Source organism: Streptomyces sp. SCSIO ZS0520 (genome assembly GCF_025643355.1).
Taxonomy (GTDB): domain Bacteria; phylum Actinomycetota; class Actinomycetes; order Streptomycetales; family Streptomycetaceae; genus Streptomyces; species Streptomyces physcomitrii.
In genome coordinates this window covers 2,321,427-2,335,842 of sequence record NZ_CP092644.1, presented here as the reverse complement: position 1 = coordinate 2,335,842, position 14,416 = coordinate 2,321,427, and the positions used below count along the sequence as shown (strand labels likewise).

The window sequence follows — 14,416 nt, the reverse complement described above, 5'->3', positions numbered from 1 at the left end:
GCCCGCCGAACCCGCCGTCGCACCACTCACTCCCCGGGAGTTGGAAGCACCCTGTGACTACCTGGACCGACCACAGCCCCGAGCGTCCGCTGGCGCTCACCGCGCCCAGCGGCATCGACCGCGCCGCACACCACCGGCTCGACGAGGCCTGGCTCGCCGCGGCCTGGAGCCACCCCTCGACCCGGGTCTTCGTCGTCTCCGGCGGTCAGGTGCTCATTGACGAGACGGCCGACGGCCGCACCGAGATCGTGATGACGCCCTCCTTCGAGGCGCCGCCCACCGAGTCCCACCGCTACTTCCTCGGCACCGACGAGGAGGGCGTCAGCTACTTCGCCCTGCAGAAGGACTCGCTGCCGGGCCGCATGGACCAGTCCGCGCGGCCCGCCGGGCTGCGCGAGGCCGGGCTGCTGCTCTCCCCGCGCGACGCCGGGCTGATGGTGCACGCGGTCGCCCTGGAGAACTGGCAGCGGCTGCACCGCTTCTGCTCCCGCTGCGGGGAGCGCACCGCCATCGCCGCGGCGGGGCACATCCGACGCTGCGCCGCCTGCGGTGCGGAGCACTACCCGCGTACCGACCCCGCCGTGATCATGCTCGTCACCGACGCGAAGGACCGGGCGCTGCTCGGCCGCCAGGTGCACTGGCCGGAGGGGCGCTTCTCCACCCTCGCGGGCTTCGTCGAGCCCGGGGAGTCCATCGAGGACTCGGTGCGCCGGGAGGTCTTCGAGGAGGCCGGAGTGGTGGTCGGCGAGGTCGAGTACGTGGCCAGCCAGCCCTGGCCCTTCCCGTCCAGCCTGATGCTCGGCTTCCGCGCCCAGGCGACCTCCTCGGAGATCAACGTCGACGGCGAGGAGATCCACGAGGCCCGCTGGTTCTCCCGCGAGGAGCTCGAAGCGGGCTTCGCCTCGGGCGAGGTCCTGCCGCCGTACGGCATCTCCATCGCCGCCCGCCTGGTGGAACTCTGGTACGGCAAGCCGCTGCCGCAGCGCCAGGGCGCCTTCTGAGCCGGTGGCGGACACCCCTGGCCGGGCGGGCGGCAGGGCCTCGGCGGGACAGCCGGGGCGCGGAGCCGAGCGCGGCCGGGGCGAGCGCCGGATGACGGCCTTCGACGCCGCCGAGTTCGAACGCCGCCGCACCGAGCTCTGCCGCGAGTGCACGGCACCGGACGGACGGCTCGTACTCCCGCACCGGGCCCTGCTCGCGACCGGATCGGTCTGACGGCGCGAGCGGGCCCGTCCGATGGACGGTGCCGCGGGGGCCGGACCTGCCGGGCCCCCGCTTCGCCGCTCCGCCGGGCTCAGGCGCCCAGGGCCTGCTTGACCTGCGCCAGGCTGGGGTTGGTCATGACGACCTCGGCGCCGCCCTCGGGGATCACCTGCACCGTGGGGACCGTCTGATTGCCGCCGTTGGCCTTCTCCACGAAGGCGGCCGACTCCGGGTCCTGTTCGATGTTGATCTCGTTGTACGCGATGCCTTCGCGGTCCAGCTGGCCTTTGAGCCGGCGGCAGTAGCCGCACCACGTGGTGCTGTACATCGTCACAGTGCCCGGCATGTCGAGTGCTCCTTCACGGATCCAAATGGGAATTGCCCCTCGCAACAGATCGAACGCCCGCGCACCGGTCACCATTCCCGGCGCGACGGTCACCGGACGCAGACCGTACGAAGATCTGTCACAAGCCACGGACATGTGTACCCGCAACCCCGGAGGAGGGAGGGGCTCTTGTCCACAGTGAAGCCGGTCCGGTGCGATGAGTCGTACCGTCCTCACGGCCCTGTGGACACAGCGCACGCCCTCTCCCGGCGACCTGGCAGCATGGCGGGGTGACCGCAGCTCCGCATCCCACCCTCTTCTCCGGCGAGCACGGCGACGGCCAGTTCGCGGCCCCGCCGCGCGACGCCGACGCCGTACTCGACGGACTCGACCCCGAGCAGCGCGAGGTCGCCACCGCGCTGCACGGACCGGTGTGCGTGCTCGCCGGAGCAGGAACCGGCAAGACCAGGGCCCTCACCCACCGCATCGCCTACGGCGTGCTCGCCGGGATACTCCAGCCCGGCAGCGTGCTCGCCGTCACCTTCACCAACCGCGCCGCGGGCGAGATGCGCGGGCGCCTGCGCCAGCTCGGTGCCCAGGGGGTGCAGGCCCGCACCTTCCACTCGGCGGCCCTGCGCCAGCTCCAGTACTTCTGGCCCAAGGCCGTCGGCGGCGAACTCCCGCGGATCGCCGAACGCAAGGTCCAGCTCGTCGCGGAGGCGGCGGCGGGCTGCCGCGTCCGGCTCGACCGGAGCGAACTGCGGGAGGTCACCGGCGAGATCGAATGGGCGAAGGTCACCCAGACCGTGCCCGCCGACTACGCCGCCGCCTCCGCCAAGGCGGGCCGCCAGAGCCCCCGGGACTCCGCGGAGATCGCCCAGGTCTACTCCGCCTACGAGTCCCTCAAGCGGGACCGGTCCGTGATCGACTTCGAGGACGTGCTGCTGCTCACCGTCGGCATCCTCCAGGACCGGCACGACATCGCCGAGGCGGTCCGCGCCCAGTACCAGCACTTCGTGGTCGACGAGTACCAGGACGTCAGCCCCCTCCAGCAGCGCCTGCTCGAACTCTGGCTCGGCGAACGCGACAGCCTCTGCGTCGTCGGCGACGCCAGCCAGACCATCTACTCCTTCACCGGCGCCACCCCCGACCACCTGCTCGACTTCCGCGTCCGGCACCCCGGCGCCACCCTGGTCAAGCTGGTCCGTGACTACCGCTCCTCCCCGCAGGTGGTCCACCTGGCCAACGGACTGCTGCTCCAGGCGCGCGGCCGGGCCGCCGACCACCGCCTCGAACTCGTCTCCCAGCGGGAGGCCGGGCCCGAACCCGCCTACCGCGAGTACCCGGACGAGCCCGCCGAAGCCGAGGGTGCCGCCCGCCGCATCCGCGAGCTCATCGCCTCGGGCACCCCCGCCGGGGAGATCGCCATCCTCTTCCGTACCAACTCCCAGTCCCAGATCTACGAACAGGCGCTCGCCGACGCGGGGATCGCCTACCAACTGCGCGGCGCCGAGCGGTTCTTCGAGCGCACCGAGGTGCGCGAGGCCGGGGCCGCGCTGCGGGGCGCCGCCCGCTTCGGCGGCAACGACGCCCTGCTCGACGACGCCGTCGACCTGCCCTCCCAGGTACGCGCCGTGCTGTCCACGAAAGGCTGGCAGCCCGCCCCGCCCGCGGGTTCGGGTGCCGTACGGGAACGCTGGGAGTCGCTTGCGGCACTGGTCCGGCTCGCCGAGGACTTCGCCCGGGCCCGCCCGGAGGCCGGTCTCGGTGAACTCGTCGCCGAACTCGACGAACGCGCGAGTGCCCAGCACGCCCCCACCGTCGACGGCGTCACCCTCGCCTCCCTGCACGCCGCCAAGGGCCTGGAGTGGGACGCCGTCTTCCTGGTCGGCGTGGCCGAGGGCATGATGCCCATCTCCTACGCCAAGACCGAGGCGCAGGTCGAGGAGGAGCGCCGCCTGCTCTACGTCGGGGTCACCCGGGCCCGCCGCCACCTCGGCGTCTCCTGGTCACTCTCCCGCTCGCCCGGCGGGCGCGGGGGACGCAGGCCGAGCCGCTTCCTCGACGGACTGCGGCCCGGTTCCACGGGCCCCGCCGTCCAGTCCGCCGGGGGCGGCGCGGGCATCGAACGCGGCACCTCGCTGCCCAGCAGCGTCCGGCCCCGCCCCACCGTCCGTACACCCGCGCGGTGCCGTGTCTGCGGGCGCTCGCTCACCGACGCGGGCGAGATGAAGCTGATGCGCTGCGAGGACTGCCCCTCCGACATGGACGAGGGCCTCTACGAGCGGCTCCGGGACTGGCGGGCCGCCCAGGCACAGCTCAGCGGGCAGCCGGACTTCTGCGTGTTCACCGACAAGACGCTCATCGCCATCGCCGAGTCCGTCCCCGAGGACGAGCGCGAGCTCTCCCGTATCCCCGGCGTCCTCGCCCGGAAACTTCGCCGGTACGGAGCCGATGTTCTCGCCATATGCGCAGGTCAGATCCCTGAGGCCGAGAGCGCGGACGACTGATACAAACTCATCGAAAAAATAGTTTGCGCACCCCGCTGTCAGCCCCATAGGTTCTAAGCACACGGGAACAGAGGCTTCTGTGAAGCCCTGAACGCGTGGTGTACTTGAACATCCGGACCGGTTCTGCCGGTCCCCTGAGACGCCGAGAGGAGGCGATTGAAGTGATCAGCATCATCAGCACCAACTCCCTGAAGACCGCCAAAGCGGCCGATTGCTCTGTCGTCTCCACCAGCCTGCTCGGCTTCTCGTACTCGGGAATCGGTCTGTCCGGCATCTCCGCCGGTCTGCCCGTTTCCGGCGTCGAGTTCGCGGGTCTGGGCATCCGTGAGCGCGACGAGCGACCGACCCGGGCACCGGCGGCAGTAGCAGCAGTGGCAGAGCTTCAGGCCTATGTCCCTGCCGCAGCCGGTGCCGGCAATCGGAAGCAGATGACGCAGCACCACACCATGTGGGCCTTCCGCGGGCTCGAACCCTGGAGCGATCCAACCTGATCCATGATCAGGACGGCGCCTCCAGGGCCGCGGAACCCCACCCGGGATCCGCGGCCCTTCTGTTTTCTCCGGACGAGAGAGAAAGCACACAAGGAGGTGCCTCGGGATGCAGGACCCGGTACCACCACGCCAGGCGGCCAACAGGCCGCTACGACAAGACGAGGAAGACAACACCGTGCAACTCGAAGCGCACGCCCCGTCCGTACCGCCTTCACAGCCCGTCCTTTCGCCCCGCACCTCGGAGAACTCCACCTTGAGCCCCCTCACCGCGCTGACCGCGCTCGACGACGCCATCGAGAACCTCGACGTACCCGTCCCCTGCCGTGCCTACGACCCGGAGGTCTTCTTCGCCGAGTCCCCCGCGGACGTCGAGTACGCCAAGTCCCTGTGCCGCACCTGCCCGCTCGTCGAGGCCTGCCTCGCGGGCGCCAAGGAGCGCCGTGAGCCCTGGGGCGTCTGGGGCGGCGAGCTGTTCGTGCAGGGCGTGGTCGTGGCCCGCAAGCGGCCCCGTGGCCGCCCGCGCAAGAACCCGGTCGTGGCATGACCACCCCGGGAACCATCGACCACCCCGTCACAGCCGACCCCAAGAAGCAGGCCCCGATGAAGCCGTCCACCCACGAGCCCACCGGCTCCGCAAGCCCAGATCAGAACACTTCCAGCGCGACCCGCTCGCGCCAGAACAGGACCCGCGAAATGCAACTCATCCCAGAAGCCCTGGCTCGCGCACATATGCAACAGACGCTGCGCGACGCCGAGGCCGAACGAACCTCCCTGCACCTCATCTCCGCCCGCAGGATGCAGAAGCGTGCCGAGCGCGCCTCGCTCCGTGCCCGCCGGGCGCTGGCGATGGCGGTGATGCAGTAAGTCCCGCACCAGGCCCGTCGACCGAGGAAGCCGGACCGCTGTCCCCATGACGGCGGCCCGCTTCCTCGGCTGACGGCGCTTCGACGCCGCCCGATCGCCGCACGGCGGAATGCGCGGCGAGGTCGCGAACCTCAGAGAGGCGCCGGTCCCAGGGACCGGCGCCTCTCTTTCTCTCTGCTTCGACTTGCTTCGACGTCTCTCCGCGCACCGGCGCCGGGTTCCTGTCTGAGTCCGGTCTGAGTCCGGTGAGTGCGGTGAGTCCGGCCGAAGTTGCAGAGAACTCTTTGCAGAGAGTCCTCTGTAACTTAGCCTGGCGTCATGAGCGACGAAGGCGTGCACGAGGCGTACGAGAAGAGCGAGCAGCAGGGCGGTGGGCACAAGCCCGTACGGCGTCTGGACGCCCGTAGTCTGCGCGGGCTGGCGCACCCCTTGCGGATGAGCATCCTCGAGATGCTGACTCTGGACGGCCCTGCCACCGCCACCGGGCTGTCCGCGCGCCTCGACGAGAGCACCGGAACCATCAGCTGGCATCTGCGGCACCTTGCCGAGCACGGCTTCATCGAGGAGGAGAGGGACCGGGGGACCAGGCGGGAACGCTGGTGGCGGGTGGTCGAGGACACGAAGGTCCTGGAGACTGCCGAGTTCCGCGACGACCCCGACACCCGAGGGGCGCTCTCCGTCTATATGCACGAGCTGGTGCAGCAGTACTTCAGCCGGGTCACCAGGTATCTGAGCGAGAGCTGGGACGGTGACTGGCAGCGGGCCGGGACTCTCTCCGACTGGCGTGATCTCCGACTGACACCGGCACAGCTCGCCGCGCTCAATGAGGAGTTGCGGGCCGTCGTCGCCCGCCACACCCCTCCGGCGGACGCGGAGCCGGCGCCCGAGGCGCTTCCGGTCATCGTGCAGATCCAGTCCTTTCCGCGCAGAGAGCGGAGCGAGGGGTGAGTCAGGGAACCGGTGTCAGCCTGCTGCGTCGGCACCGGGACTTCCGCCTGCTGTGGTGCGGCGAGACGGCGGGCAAGTTCGGCGCCTCCGTCACCGCCGTGGCGATGCCCTTGATCGCTGTCTCCACCCTGCGGGCGAGCACCTTCGAGGTCGGCCTGCTGGGCGCCTCCGCCTGGCTGCCCTGGCTCGTCATCGGACTGCCGGTGGGCGCCTGGGTCGACCGGATGCGGCGCAGGCCCGTCATGCTGACCGCCGCCGCGGTGTCCTTCCTGCTCTTCGCCGCCGTCCCGCTCGCGGAACGCACCGGCCGACTGAGCATCGGGCTGCTGATGGCCGTCGCCCTGCTTTCGGGTACCGCCGCCGTCTTCTTCCAGACCGCCTACACCGCCTATCTGCCCAGCCTGCTGGAACCCGAGGACCAGCCCGAGGGCAACACCAAACTGCACGGCAGCGCCTCCGCCGCGCAGTTCGCCGGGCTGGGCTCCGCCGGTGTCATCGGGCAGGCGGTCGGCGTGGTGAACGCGATGTTCGCCAATGCGGCCACCTTCCTCCTCGCCCTTCTCTGCCTGGCGCGCATCCGGCAGCGGGAACCGCGCCCCGAGCGGAAGCGCGCCCGGGGAACACTGCTCGGCGAGGTCCGCGAGGGGCTGCGATGGGTCGCCGGTGACTCCTGGCTGCGCACGCTGACCTTGTTCGGAGCCACGTCGAACCTGGCTCTCATGGGCTACCAGTCGATCCAGGTGGTCTTTCTCGTGCAGGTCGTCGGCCTGGCGCCCGGAGCGGTCGGCGGCGTCATCGCCGTATCCGGCACCGGCGGTGTCGCCGGGGCGCTCCTGGCGCGCAGGGTCTCCCGCCGGATCGGTACGGCCCGCGCGATGCTGCTCTTCGAGCTCGGCTTCGCGATGTTCGCCCTGCTCATCCCGGCCGCCTTCGCCGGGCCCGGACTCCTCCTGTTCGTCGCGGGCGGATTCTGCGTATCGGCGGGGGTGGTGGGCGGAAACGTCCTCAAGGCCAGCTTTCAGCAGCGCTACTGCCCGCCTCAGCTCCTCGGGCGCCTGACCGCGAGTACAGCCGTCCTCAACTTCGGCACGATCCCTTTGGGAGCCCTGCTCGGCGGGTGGCTCGGGACCGTCTTCGACCTGCGCACCGCCATGTGGATCACGGCGGCGGGCGTACCGCTCGCCGCGCTCGTCCTGCTCTTCTCGCCGATCCGCCGGTCCCGGGATCTGCCGACGGTCCCGAGCCCCCGAAGCGACCGGAACCCGGCGCCCCATCCGGACCTCTCCTCGCCGACGCGCTGATCGGGGGACGGGTGCCGACTCGGTGCTGAGCGCGGACGAGAAGCGCTGAGCGGTACCTCGTCGCCCGGCCGAGGGATGCTGGGCCGGGCGTGAGGAGCGGGAGTGTGGTGCCGGGCGATGCCGGTTGTCCGGGGATATCGTCACACCATGGACCGGCGACAACACGGAACGGCGCAAGAGCCGGAAGCCGAGCACCTCGTCTGCGCCCAGTGCGGCGCTCAAGCCGAGAGCGGGCAGGTCACCTGGACCTGTTCGGTCGAGAACGGAACCCGGCGCTACTTCTGCGACTCCTGCGCACGGGCCCATATCCGGGACATCGAAGGGCGCCTCGACTCGCACTGGTGGTGAGCCGCGGGGTTGGTGAGCTGCCCCGGTTGGTGAGCCGCCCCGGGCCCCTCCGGGCGCCCCGGCGTCTCCCGGGCGTGCGCCTGCGAGGCCTCGCCCCACGGACCAGCGGACGAGGCGCTCCGGTCAGGCCTCGGCGGCGGTCTCCTCGTCCTCCGGTCCGGGTGCCTTCGCGGCCGGACGCGGGGTGCGCTTGCGCTTGCCGCCCGGCACGGGCTTCTCGGCGACCGCGGCCACGGCGGCTGCCTCGGCCTCCTGGTCTTCCTCCGCCGATGGGACCTCCTCGCCGAACTCCTCCGGGCCCTCCTCCTCGTAGGCGGCGGCGAAGCCCGGCACCCAGGCCTCCATCTCCTCCCGCATCCGCACCCTCGCGCCGAGCTGGCACAGGACACCGATGGTGCTCAGGGTGACCCGGTGGATCAGCAGATAGGAGGGCGGGAGGTTCAGCTGCCTGCCCAACTGGTGTGCGGGGGAGCGGGGATCGGCTATCCGGGCCGCCTGGTTGCGCATCCAGCTCCGGGTGAACTCGAACTCCGGGGCCCTGGCCGGTTCGATGATCGGCACCAGATAGTCGAGCACCGCGTCGGGTTCCAGCTCGATCTCTTCCTTGACGAAGCCCTCCTCGCGGAGCAGCTCGTAGACCGCGCCCGCTTCGCCCTCCAGGGCCATGCGCAGACAGTCGCCGATGGGAGTCGGCAGCCCGCCCGGGAGGCGGTCGACGGTGCCGAAGTCGAGGACGCCGAGCATCCAGCTCCCCTCGCCGTCGGGGAGCAGCCGGAAGTTGCCGGGGTGGGGGTCGGCGTGCAGCAGGCCGGTGCGGGCCGGCCCCGAGAAGAGGAAGCGGGTCAGCAGCTGGCCCGCCCTGTCCCGCTGCTCCGGTGTTCCCTCCGCGATGACCTCCGACAGGGGGGTGCCGTCGATCCACTCGGTGACCAGCACCTGGTCGCTCTGCCGCACCACCGCCGGGACGAGGACATCCGGGTCGCCCGCGAACTCCTCCGCGTGTGCCTGCTGGGCCTGGGCCTCCAAGCCGTAGTCGAGTTCCTCCGAGACCCGGTCCCGCAGCTCGGCGATGAGGGGTTTGATGTCCATGCCCGGTATCAGCGGGCCGAGGAGCCGGGAGAAGCGGCTCAGCTGGTTCAGGTCGGAGAGCAGGGCATCGCCCGCTCCCGGGTACTGCACCTTGACGGCGACCTGGCGCCCGTCCTGCCAGACGGCGCGGTGCACCTGCCCGATGGAGGCCGCCGCGGAGGGCTGGTCCTCGAATTCGAGGAAGAGCTCCCGCCAGTCCTCGCCGAGCTGCTCGGTGAGCACGGTGTGGACCGTACGCGTCGGCATCGGCGGCGCGGCTTCCTGCAGCTTGGTCAGCGCGGCGCGGTACGGGCCCGCGACCTCCTCCGGAAGCGCCGATTCGAAGACGGACAGGGCCTGCCCGAACTTCATGGCCCCGCCCTTGAGCTCACCCAGCACCTTGAACAGCTGGTCCGCCGTGCGCTGTTGCAGCTCGCGCCCCACGATCTCGGCGGACATGCCGCCGATCCGCTTGCCGAGCCCCCAGGTGGCCCGGCCCGCGAAGCCCAGGGGCAAGGCGGCCAGCTTGGCGGTCCGGGTGACCGCCTTCCGGGGAAGATCAGACATGCGCCCCTCCAAAACCCAGACTGCTGCGCCGCGTACGGCGGTTACCCGGCCATTGTCGCGTGCAAGGGGGCCTGCTTCGAAGTGTGTTCCCCCTTACCTTCCGCGGGGGCCTCGCTTCCGGCGCCGCAGGGACACGCTGGGTGCGCCCACAGTTGCCGTGCGTGCCAGTTCAGCGCGGGCAGCGAGGTCTCCCAGCGGACGCCGGGGGAGTCCGGGGCGTGCCCGTCGAGGAAGGCCAGGGCCCGCGCCGCGGCAAGCCCCGCAACGGTTGTGGCCAGACTGAGGTCGCAGGCCTGGGCCCGGCGCCTGCCGCCGGAGTGCCACTGGGCGAGCAGCCGGGGCCAGCGGGGATCATGGTCGGTACGGTGACGGAGGACACATCCGGCGCAGGCCGTGCTGCCGGGCAGTACCAGCGGACCCGCGAAGCCGGTCGCCTCCAGGACACCGGCGTACAGATGCGGGGTCCCGGTGGTGAGGAACTGCTCGGCCTCCGCCTCGTCGGGGAAGTAGGCGCGCAGACCGTCCCGGGGCGCGAGGACGACCAGGGACAGCGGGGGCTCGGTGCCGTCCCGGTGCGCCGCGCGGGTATGCCGCGGGCGGTCGGCCGCGGCGCGGCGCACCGCCTGGCGGGCGGCGTCGGAGCGTCTGCGGCCGACCTGGGTCTCGGCCACTCCGCCGGGGCTGACGTCCCCGGGCTCCACGCAGCCGCCGTCCATCACATCGACCTGCCCCACCCCCGCGGCGGAGAGCACGGAGGCGAGCACGGCACCCACGCGTCCCGCGCCCCGCACCTGGACCCGCATGTCCCGGCGGGCCGTCAGGCGGAGCAGGGGGGCGCCCGGATCGCGCTGGGTGACGGACAGGGAGGACAGGTCGGGGCCGAGGCGCCGTAGCGCGGCGGGGCGTCGGCGCAGGGCGCGGGCCCGTGGGTCGGTCGGCTGGGCGTCGTCGATCAGGCCCGCCCCGGCGAGGCGGGCGACCAGCCGGTCCACGTACCCCTCGTCCATGCCCATCCGGGCGGCCTCCTCGCGGAGCAGGGGCAGCCCGCGGGTGCCGTCGAGGAGTGAGAGGAAGCTGCCGCTCGCCGTGTCGACGGGGGAGAGGACCACGGCGTGCGCCGGTGCCACCCCGAATTGCACGGTGTTGAGGTCGCGCCAGCCGGGCCGGAGCGACGGTTTGAGAAGTGGATGCATTCTGGTTCCCCCGTAGGTCACTTGGGATAAGCGGTTGCGGAGCGGTTTCCGCGCTCGGCGGGATTCGTGGGAGCGGCTTCTGCGGGAGTGGCTGCCGGGTGAGTGGTGGTGACCTCCTTTCGGTGGCCGCGCCTTGATCGGCGCGGGGCGTGATCGGGGTGAGGCATGATCGGCAGGGACTCGATGGGCGGACGCGGGCGATATGCGCGCGGTGGCGCCCAGGACGGGGAATCCGCCGCGGTGATTCCCCTCGGCCGTCCCCGAGTCGGCCGCCCGCGAGGGAATCCAGAATGCACGGGAGCCCGAAAGTGCGGCCGAAGTTGTCCACAGGCAAGGGGAATTGGTCGTACTAATTTGCTGCGGTCTGGTGGTTCGGTGCCGAACCGGGCCGGAGGCGGGACTTCCGGCGGGCGCAGCGGGTAACGTCGTGGCGTGCCCGCCGATCCCCTGCACAGCGCCGGAAAGCCCCCGCGCAGCACGACGAGCCCGCCGCCGCGCGGATCCCGGTCGAGCCAGGTCGAGGTGCGGCGGAGCAGCCGCAGGCGCAGAACGGTCTCCGCCTACCGGGAGGGCGACCGCACCGTGGTCCTCATTCCGGCCCGGATGTCCGAGGCGGAGGAAGAACGCTGGGTGGGCGTCATGCTCGACAAACTCGCCGCGCAGGAAAGCCGCCGGGTTCTCGGCGACGGTGAACTCGCCGAGCGCGCCGCCCGCCTGTCCGGCCAGTATTTCGAGGGCCGCGCGAAGCCGCGTTCGGTGCGCTGGGTCACCAACCAGAACACCCGCTGGGGTTCGTGCACTCCGGCCGAGGGCAGCATCCGCCTCTCGCACCGACTTCAGGGCATGCCCGAGTACGTGGTGGACTACGTCCTCCTGCATGAACTGGCCCATCTCCTCGTGCCCGGCCACGGCCCCGATTTCTGGCGGCTCCTGGAGGCCTATCCGCGAACCGAGCGCGCCCGCGGATACCTGGAGGGGGTCGTCGCGGCGGACCGGCTGCCGCATCTTCCCGGCGCGCGCTCGCGGTAGTTGCCGGACTACTTTTCGTATCGTCGCCTCGGTAACTGTGTACCGGGTCTGTACCGGCACCCCGCACTGTCGGCGGGAGCCGTTAGCCTTGCGCGACACAGACATACATTCGGGATGGGGGACGGTCGTTACGCATGGCCAGGGAATTCCAACGCGGCCACAAGGCCAAGATCAGTGACCTCACCGCGGGGACGGACCTGTACGTGGGCGTGCAGATCGCCGGCCCGGGGCTGACATTCGACATCAGCTGCTTCGGGCTCGACGCCGCGGAACAGCTCTCCGACGACCGTTATTTCGTCTTCTTCAACCAGCCCAAGTCGCCCGAGGAGTCCCTGCAACTGCTCGGCGCGCAGGCCGGTGACACCGAGTCCTTCCGCGTCACCCTCGACAAGATCCCCTCCCACATCCAGAAGCTGTCCTTCACCGCCACTCTCGACGGCGCCGGGCAGATGTCGCAGGTCGCCCCCGGCTATCTGCGCATCGTCGCGGGCGGCGAGGAAGTGGCCCGCTACTCCTTCAGCGGCACGGAGTTCAGCACCGAGCGCGCGGTGATCCTCGGGGACATCTACCTCAAGGACGTCTGGCGGTTCGCCGCGGTCGGCCAGGGCTTCGACGGCGGACTCGACGCGCTGCTGCGCAACTTCGGCGGCGAGGTCGCCGAGGAGGAGCCCGCACCGGCGCCCTCCGGCGGCGCGCCCGGCTTCGCCCCGCCCCCGGGCGGCGGCCGGCCCGCGCCCGGCTTCGCGCCGCCCGCGCAGTCCGCGGCGCCGCCCGCCTTCGGCGCACCCGCTCCCGCGCAGCACATACCGCCCCAGCAGGCGCCGCCCGAGCCGGCCCCGGCCGCACCGCCGGTGCACGCGGCGCCCACCATCGCCGCCCCGATCGGCCAGCCGGGCCCCGGCGCGCCCGCCCCCAGCGCGCCGCTGCCGCCCGGCTACGGCGCCCAGCCCGGAGCGCCCACCGGGCCCCCGGGATACGGCCAGCCCCCCGCGCCTCCCGGCCAGGGCCAGCCCGGCGCCCCCGCGCCCAGCGCCCCGCTGCCGCCCGGCTACGGCGGCCAGCCCGGCGCGCCCGCCCCGCCGCCCGGTTACGGTCAGCCGGGCACCCCGGCGGCGCCCGCCCCGCCGCCCGGATACGCCCAGCCGCCCGGCCAGTTCGGGGGTCAGCAGGCACCCGGAGCGGCACCCCAGCAGGCGCAGTCCCCGGGAGTGGCCGCCGCCTTCTCGCTGTACAAGGAGGCGCCGACCGGCCAGCGCTGGACCCAGCAGAACGCCAAGCTGGTCCGCGTCGACCTGGGCGTCGGCGGCCAGCCGGTGCTCGCCCGCCAGGGCAGCATGGTGCTCTACCAGGGCAAGGTCGAATTCGGGTACAAGGGCGCCGGGTTCGCGGGCCGCATCGTGGGCAACGCCACCGGCCAGGAGATGCAGCTGATGCGCGCCTCGGGCCGCGGCCAGGTCTTCCTCGCGGAGGAGGCCACCCATCTGCATCCGATCGAGCTCCAGGGCGACGCCATCTGCGTCTCCGCGGAGAACGTCCTCGCCTTCGACGAGAGCCTCCAGTACGAGGTCCGCCGGGTCGAGGGGCACGGCATCCCGGGCGGCGCGCTGTTCACCATGCAGTTCCAGGGCACCGGCACGATCATCGTCCGCACCCACGGCGTGCCGGTGGTGCTGCCGGTGACGCCGACGACCTTCGCCGACTGCAATGCCGTCGTCGCCTGGTCCGCGGCCTCCCAGGTCATCGTCTCCAGCCAGGTCCGGATGCGCCGCAACGCCTACCCGGGGCACACCGGCGAGAGCGTGAACCTCCAGTTCCGCGGCGCCCCGGGCAATTTCATCGTCGTCCAGCCGTACGAGGTCTGAGGGAGCCCGTCATGAATCAGCAGCAGTTCGCGGGCCACGCACCCGCACCCGTCGGGGCCCGTATGGAGAACCACGGCGAGCACATGCTCAAGGTCGCCATGCAGAGCGGGCAGGACCTGCTCGCCCGGGTCGGCTCGATGGTCGCCTACGAGGGCTTCGTGCAGTACGAGCCCAACCCGCCCGCGGTACGCCAGATCGCCCGCGACTGGATCACCGGCGAGGGCGCGCCCCTGATGAAGTGCTCCGGCGACGGGCTCCTCTACCTCGCCGACTACGGGGCGGATGTCGTCGTCATCAACCTCGGCGGCGACTCCCTCTCGGTCAACGGCACCAATCTGCTCGCCTTCGACGCCCACCTCCAGTGGGGCGTGGAGCGCGTCAAGGGGCTGGCGAAGTTCGCCGGCCAGGGGCTGTGGAACATCAAGATCTCCGGGCAGGGCTGGGTCGCGCTGACCTCGCGGGGCACGCCGATCGTCGTCGACTGCGGCAGCGGCGAGGACGAGACCTATGTGGACCCGGACGCGCTGGTCGCCTGGTCGCCGAATCTGAAGGTGAAGGGCAAGCGCAGCTTCAAGGCCTCCTCACTGATCGGGCGGGGCAGCGGCGAGGCCTACCAGATGGCGTTCTCCGGGCAGGGGATCGTTGTCGTCCAGCCGAGCGAGGACAGCACCGACCGCCTGCGGGCGCGGGGCTGAGGGGGAGCGAAG

The 14,416-nt window shown here is 71.7% G+C and carries 15 protein-coding genes; 12 read left to right on the top strand and 3 right to left on the bottom strand.

Features of this window, described 5'->3' with window-relative positions; translation table 11 throughout:
• The first annotated feature begins 53 nt into the window (after window positions 1-53).
• Together nudC and MID12_RS08605 are read left to right on the top strand one after the other, a co-directional pair.
• Window positions 54-1,001: an NAD(+) diphosphatase gene (gene nudC / locus MID12_RS08610; protein ID WP_263165807.1), complete on the top strand. Its 948-nt coding sequence runs from the start codon at window positions 54-56 to the stop codon at window positions 999-1,001.
• 4 nt (window positions 1,002-1,005) lie between these two features.
• Window positions 1,006-1,215, top strand: coding sequence for a hypothetical protein (locus MID12_RS08605; RefSeq protein ID WP_263165805.1), 210 nt, complete (start codon window positions 1,006-1,008; stop codon window positions 1,213-1,215).
• A 79-nt stretch (window positions 1,216-1,294) separates the two neighbouring features.
• Here the strand turns inward: MID12_RS08605 and MID12_RS08600 are convergent, their stop codons facing one another.
• The gene (locus MID12_RS08600) at window positions 1,295-1,549 is read right to left on the bottom strand and encodes a mycoredoxin (protein WP_040248549.1); all 255 of its coding nucleotides are present in this window, start codon (window positions 1,547-1,549) and stop codon (window positions 1,295-1,297) included.
• 269 nt (window positions 1,550-1,818) lie between these two features.
• Between MID12_RS08600 and MID12_RS08595 the strand changes: the two genes are divergently transcribed.
• The 7 genes from MID12_RS08595 (at window position 1,819) to MID12_RS08565 (ending at window position 7,990) form a co-directional block, all read left to right on the top strand.
• A complete protein-coding gene (locus MID12_RS08595; RefSeq protein WP_263165803.1) occupies window positions 1,819-4,038 on the top strand; it encodes an ATP-dependent DNA helicase UvrD2 in 2,220 nt (739 codons plus the stop codon).
• Between the two features lie 161 nt (window positions 4,039-4,199).
• The gene (locus MID12_RS08590) at window positions 4,200-4,529 is read left to right on the top strand and encodes a hypothetical protein (RefSeq protein ID WP_263165801.1); all 330 of its coding nucleotides are present in this window, start codon (window positions 4,200-4,202) and stop codon (window positions 4,527-4,529) included.
• Window positions 4,530-4,704: 175 nt separating this feature from the next.
• Entirely contained in the window at window positions 4,705-5,073 is a 369-nt protein-coding gene (locus MID12_RS08585) for a WhiB family transcriptional regulator (protein ID WP_040248544.1), read from the top strand.
• Complete coding sequence (locus MID12_RS08580; protein WP_040248542.1) at window positions 5,070-5,393, top strand: hypothetical protein; 324 nt, start codon at window positions 5,070-5,072, stop codon at window positions 5,391-5,393. The genes MID12_RS08585 and MID12_RS08580 overlap by 4 nt, the downstream gene beginning before the upstream one ends.
• A 318-nt stretch (window positions 5,394-5,711) precedes the next feature.
• Window positions 5,712-6,341, top strand: a complete 630-nt coding sequence (locus tag MID12_RS08575) for a winged helix-turn-helix domain-containing protein (RefSeq protein WP_263165796.1) — start codon at window positions 5,712-5,714, stop codon at window positions 6,339-6,341.
• Complete coding sequence (locus tag MID12_RS08570) at window positions 6,338-7,642, top strand: MFS transporter (protein WP_263165794.1); 1,305 nt, start codon at window positions 6,338-6,340, stop codon at window positions 7,640-7,642. Before MID12_RS08575 ends, MID12_RS08570 begins: the two co-directional genes overlap by 4 nt.
• A 147-nt stretch (window positions 7,643-7,789) precedes the next feature.
• Window positions 7,790-7,990, top strand: coding sequence for a hypothetical protein (locus MID12_RS08565; RefSeq protein WP_040256617.1), 201 nt, complete (start codon window positions 7,790-7,792; stop codon window positions 7,988-7,990).
• Window positions 7,991-8,113: 123 nt separating this feature from the next.
• Here the strand turns inward: MID12_RS08565 and MID12_RS08560 are convergent, their stop codons facing one another.
• Both MID12_RS08560 and MID12_RS08555 read right to left on the bottom strand, forming a co-directional pair.
• Window positions 8,114-9,625, bottom strand: coding sequence for an ABC1 kinase family protein (locus tag MID12_RS08560; RefSeq protein ID WP_263165790.1), 1,512 nt, complete (start codon window positions 9,623-9,625; stop codon window positions 8,114-8,116).
• A gap of 41 nt (window positions 9,626-9,666) precedes the next feature.
• Window positions 9,667-10,818: a ThiF family adenylyltransferase gene (locus MID12_RS08555; protein ID WP_263165788.1), complete on the bottom strand. Its 1,152-nt coding sequence runs from the start codon at window positions 10,816-10,818 to the stop codon at window positions 9,667-9,669.
• Window positions 10,819-11,250: 432 nt separating this feature from the next.
• Between MID12_RS08555 and MID12_RS08550 the strand changes: the two genes are divergently transcribed.
• The 3 genes from MID12_RS08550 (at window position 11,251) to MID12_RS08540 (ending at window position 14,404) form a co-directional block, all read left to right on the top strand.
• Window positions 11,251-11,847, top strand: coding sequence for a M48 family metallopeptidase (locus MID12_RS08550; protein ID WP_040248534.1), 597 nt, complete (start codon window positions 11,251-11,253; stop codon window positions 11,845-11,847).
• A gap of 134 nt (window positions 11,848-11,981) precedes the next feature.
• Window positions 11,982-13,709, top strand: coding sequence for a TerD family protein (locus MID12_RS08545; protein ID WP_263165785.1), 1,728 nt, complete (start codon window positions 11,982-11,984; stop codon window positions 13,707-13,709).
• 11 nt (window positions 13,710-13,720) lie between these two features.
• On the top strand, window positions 13,721-14,404 hold the full coding sequence (locus MID12_RS08540) for an AIM24 family protein (RefSeq protein WP_040248530.1): 684 nt from the start codon (window positions 13,721-13,723) through the stop codon (window positions 14,402-14,404).
• Window positions 14,405-14,416: the final 12 nt, after the last annotated feature.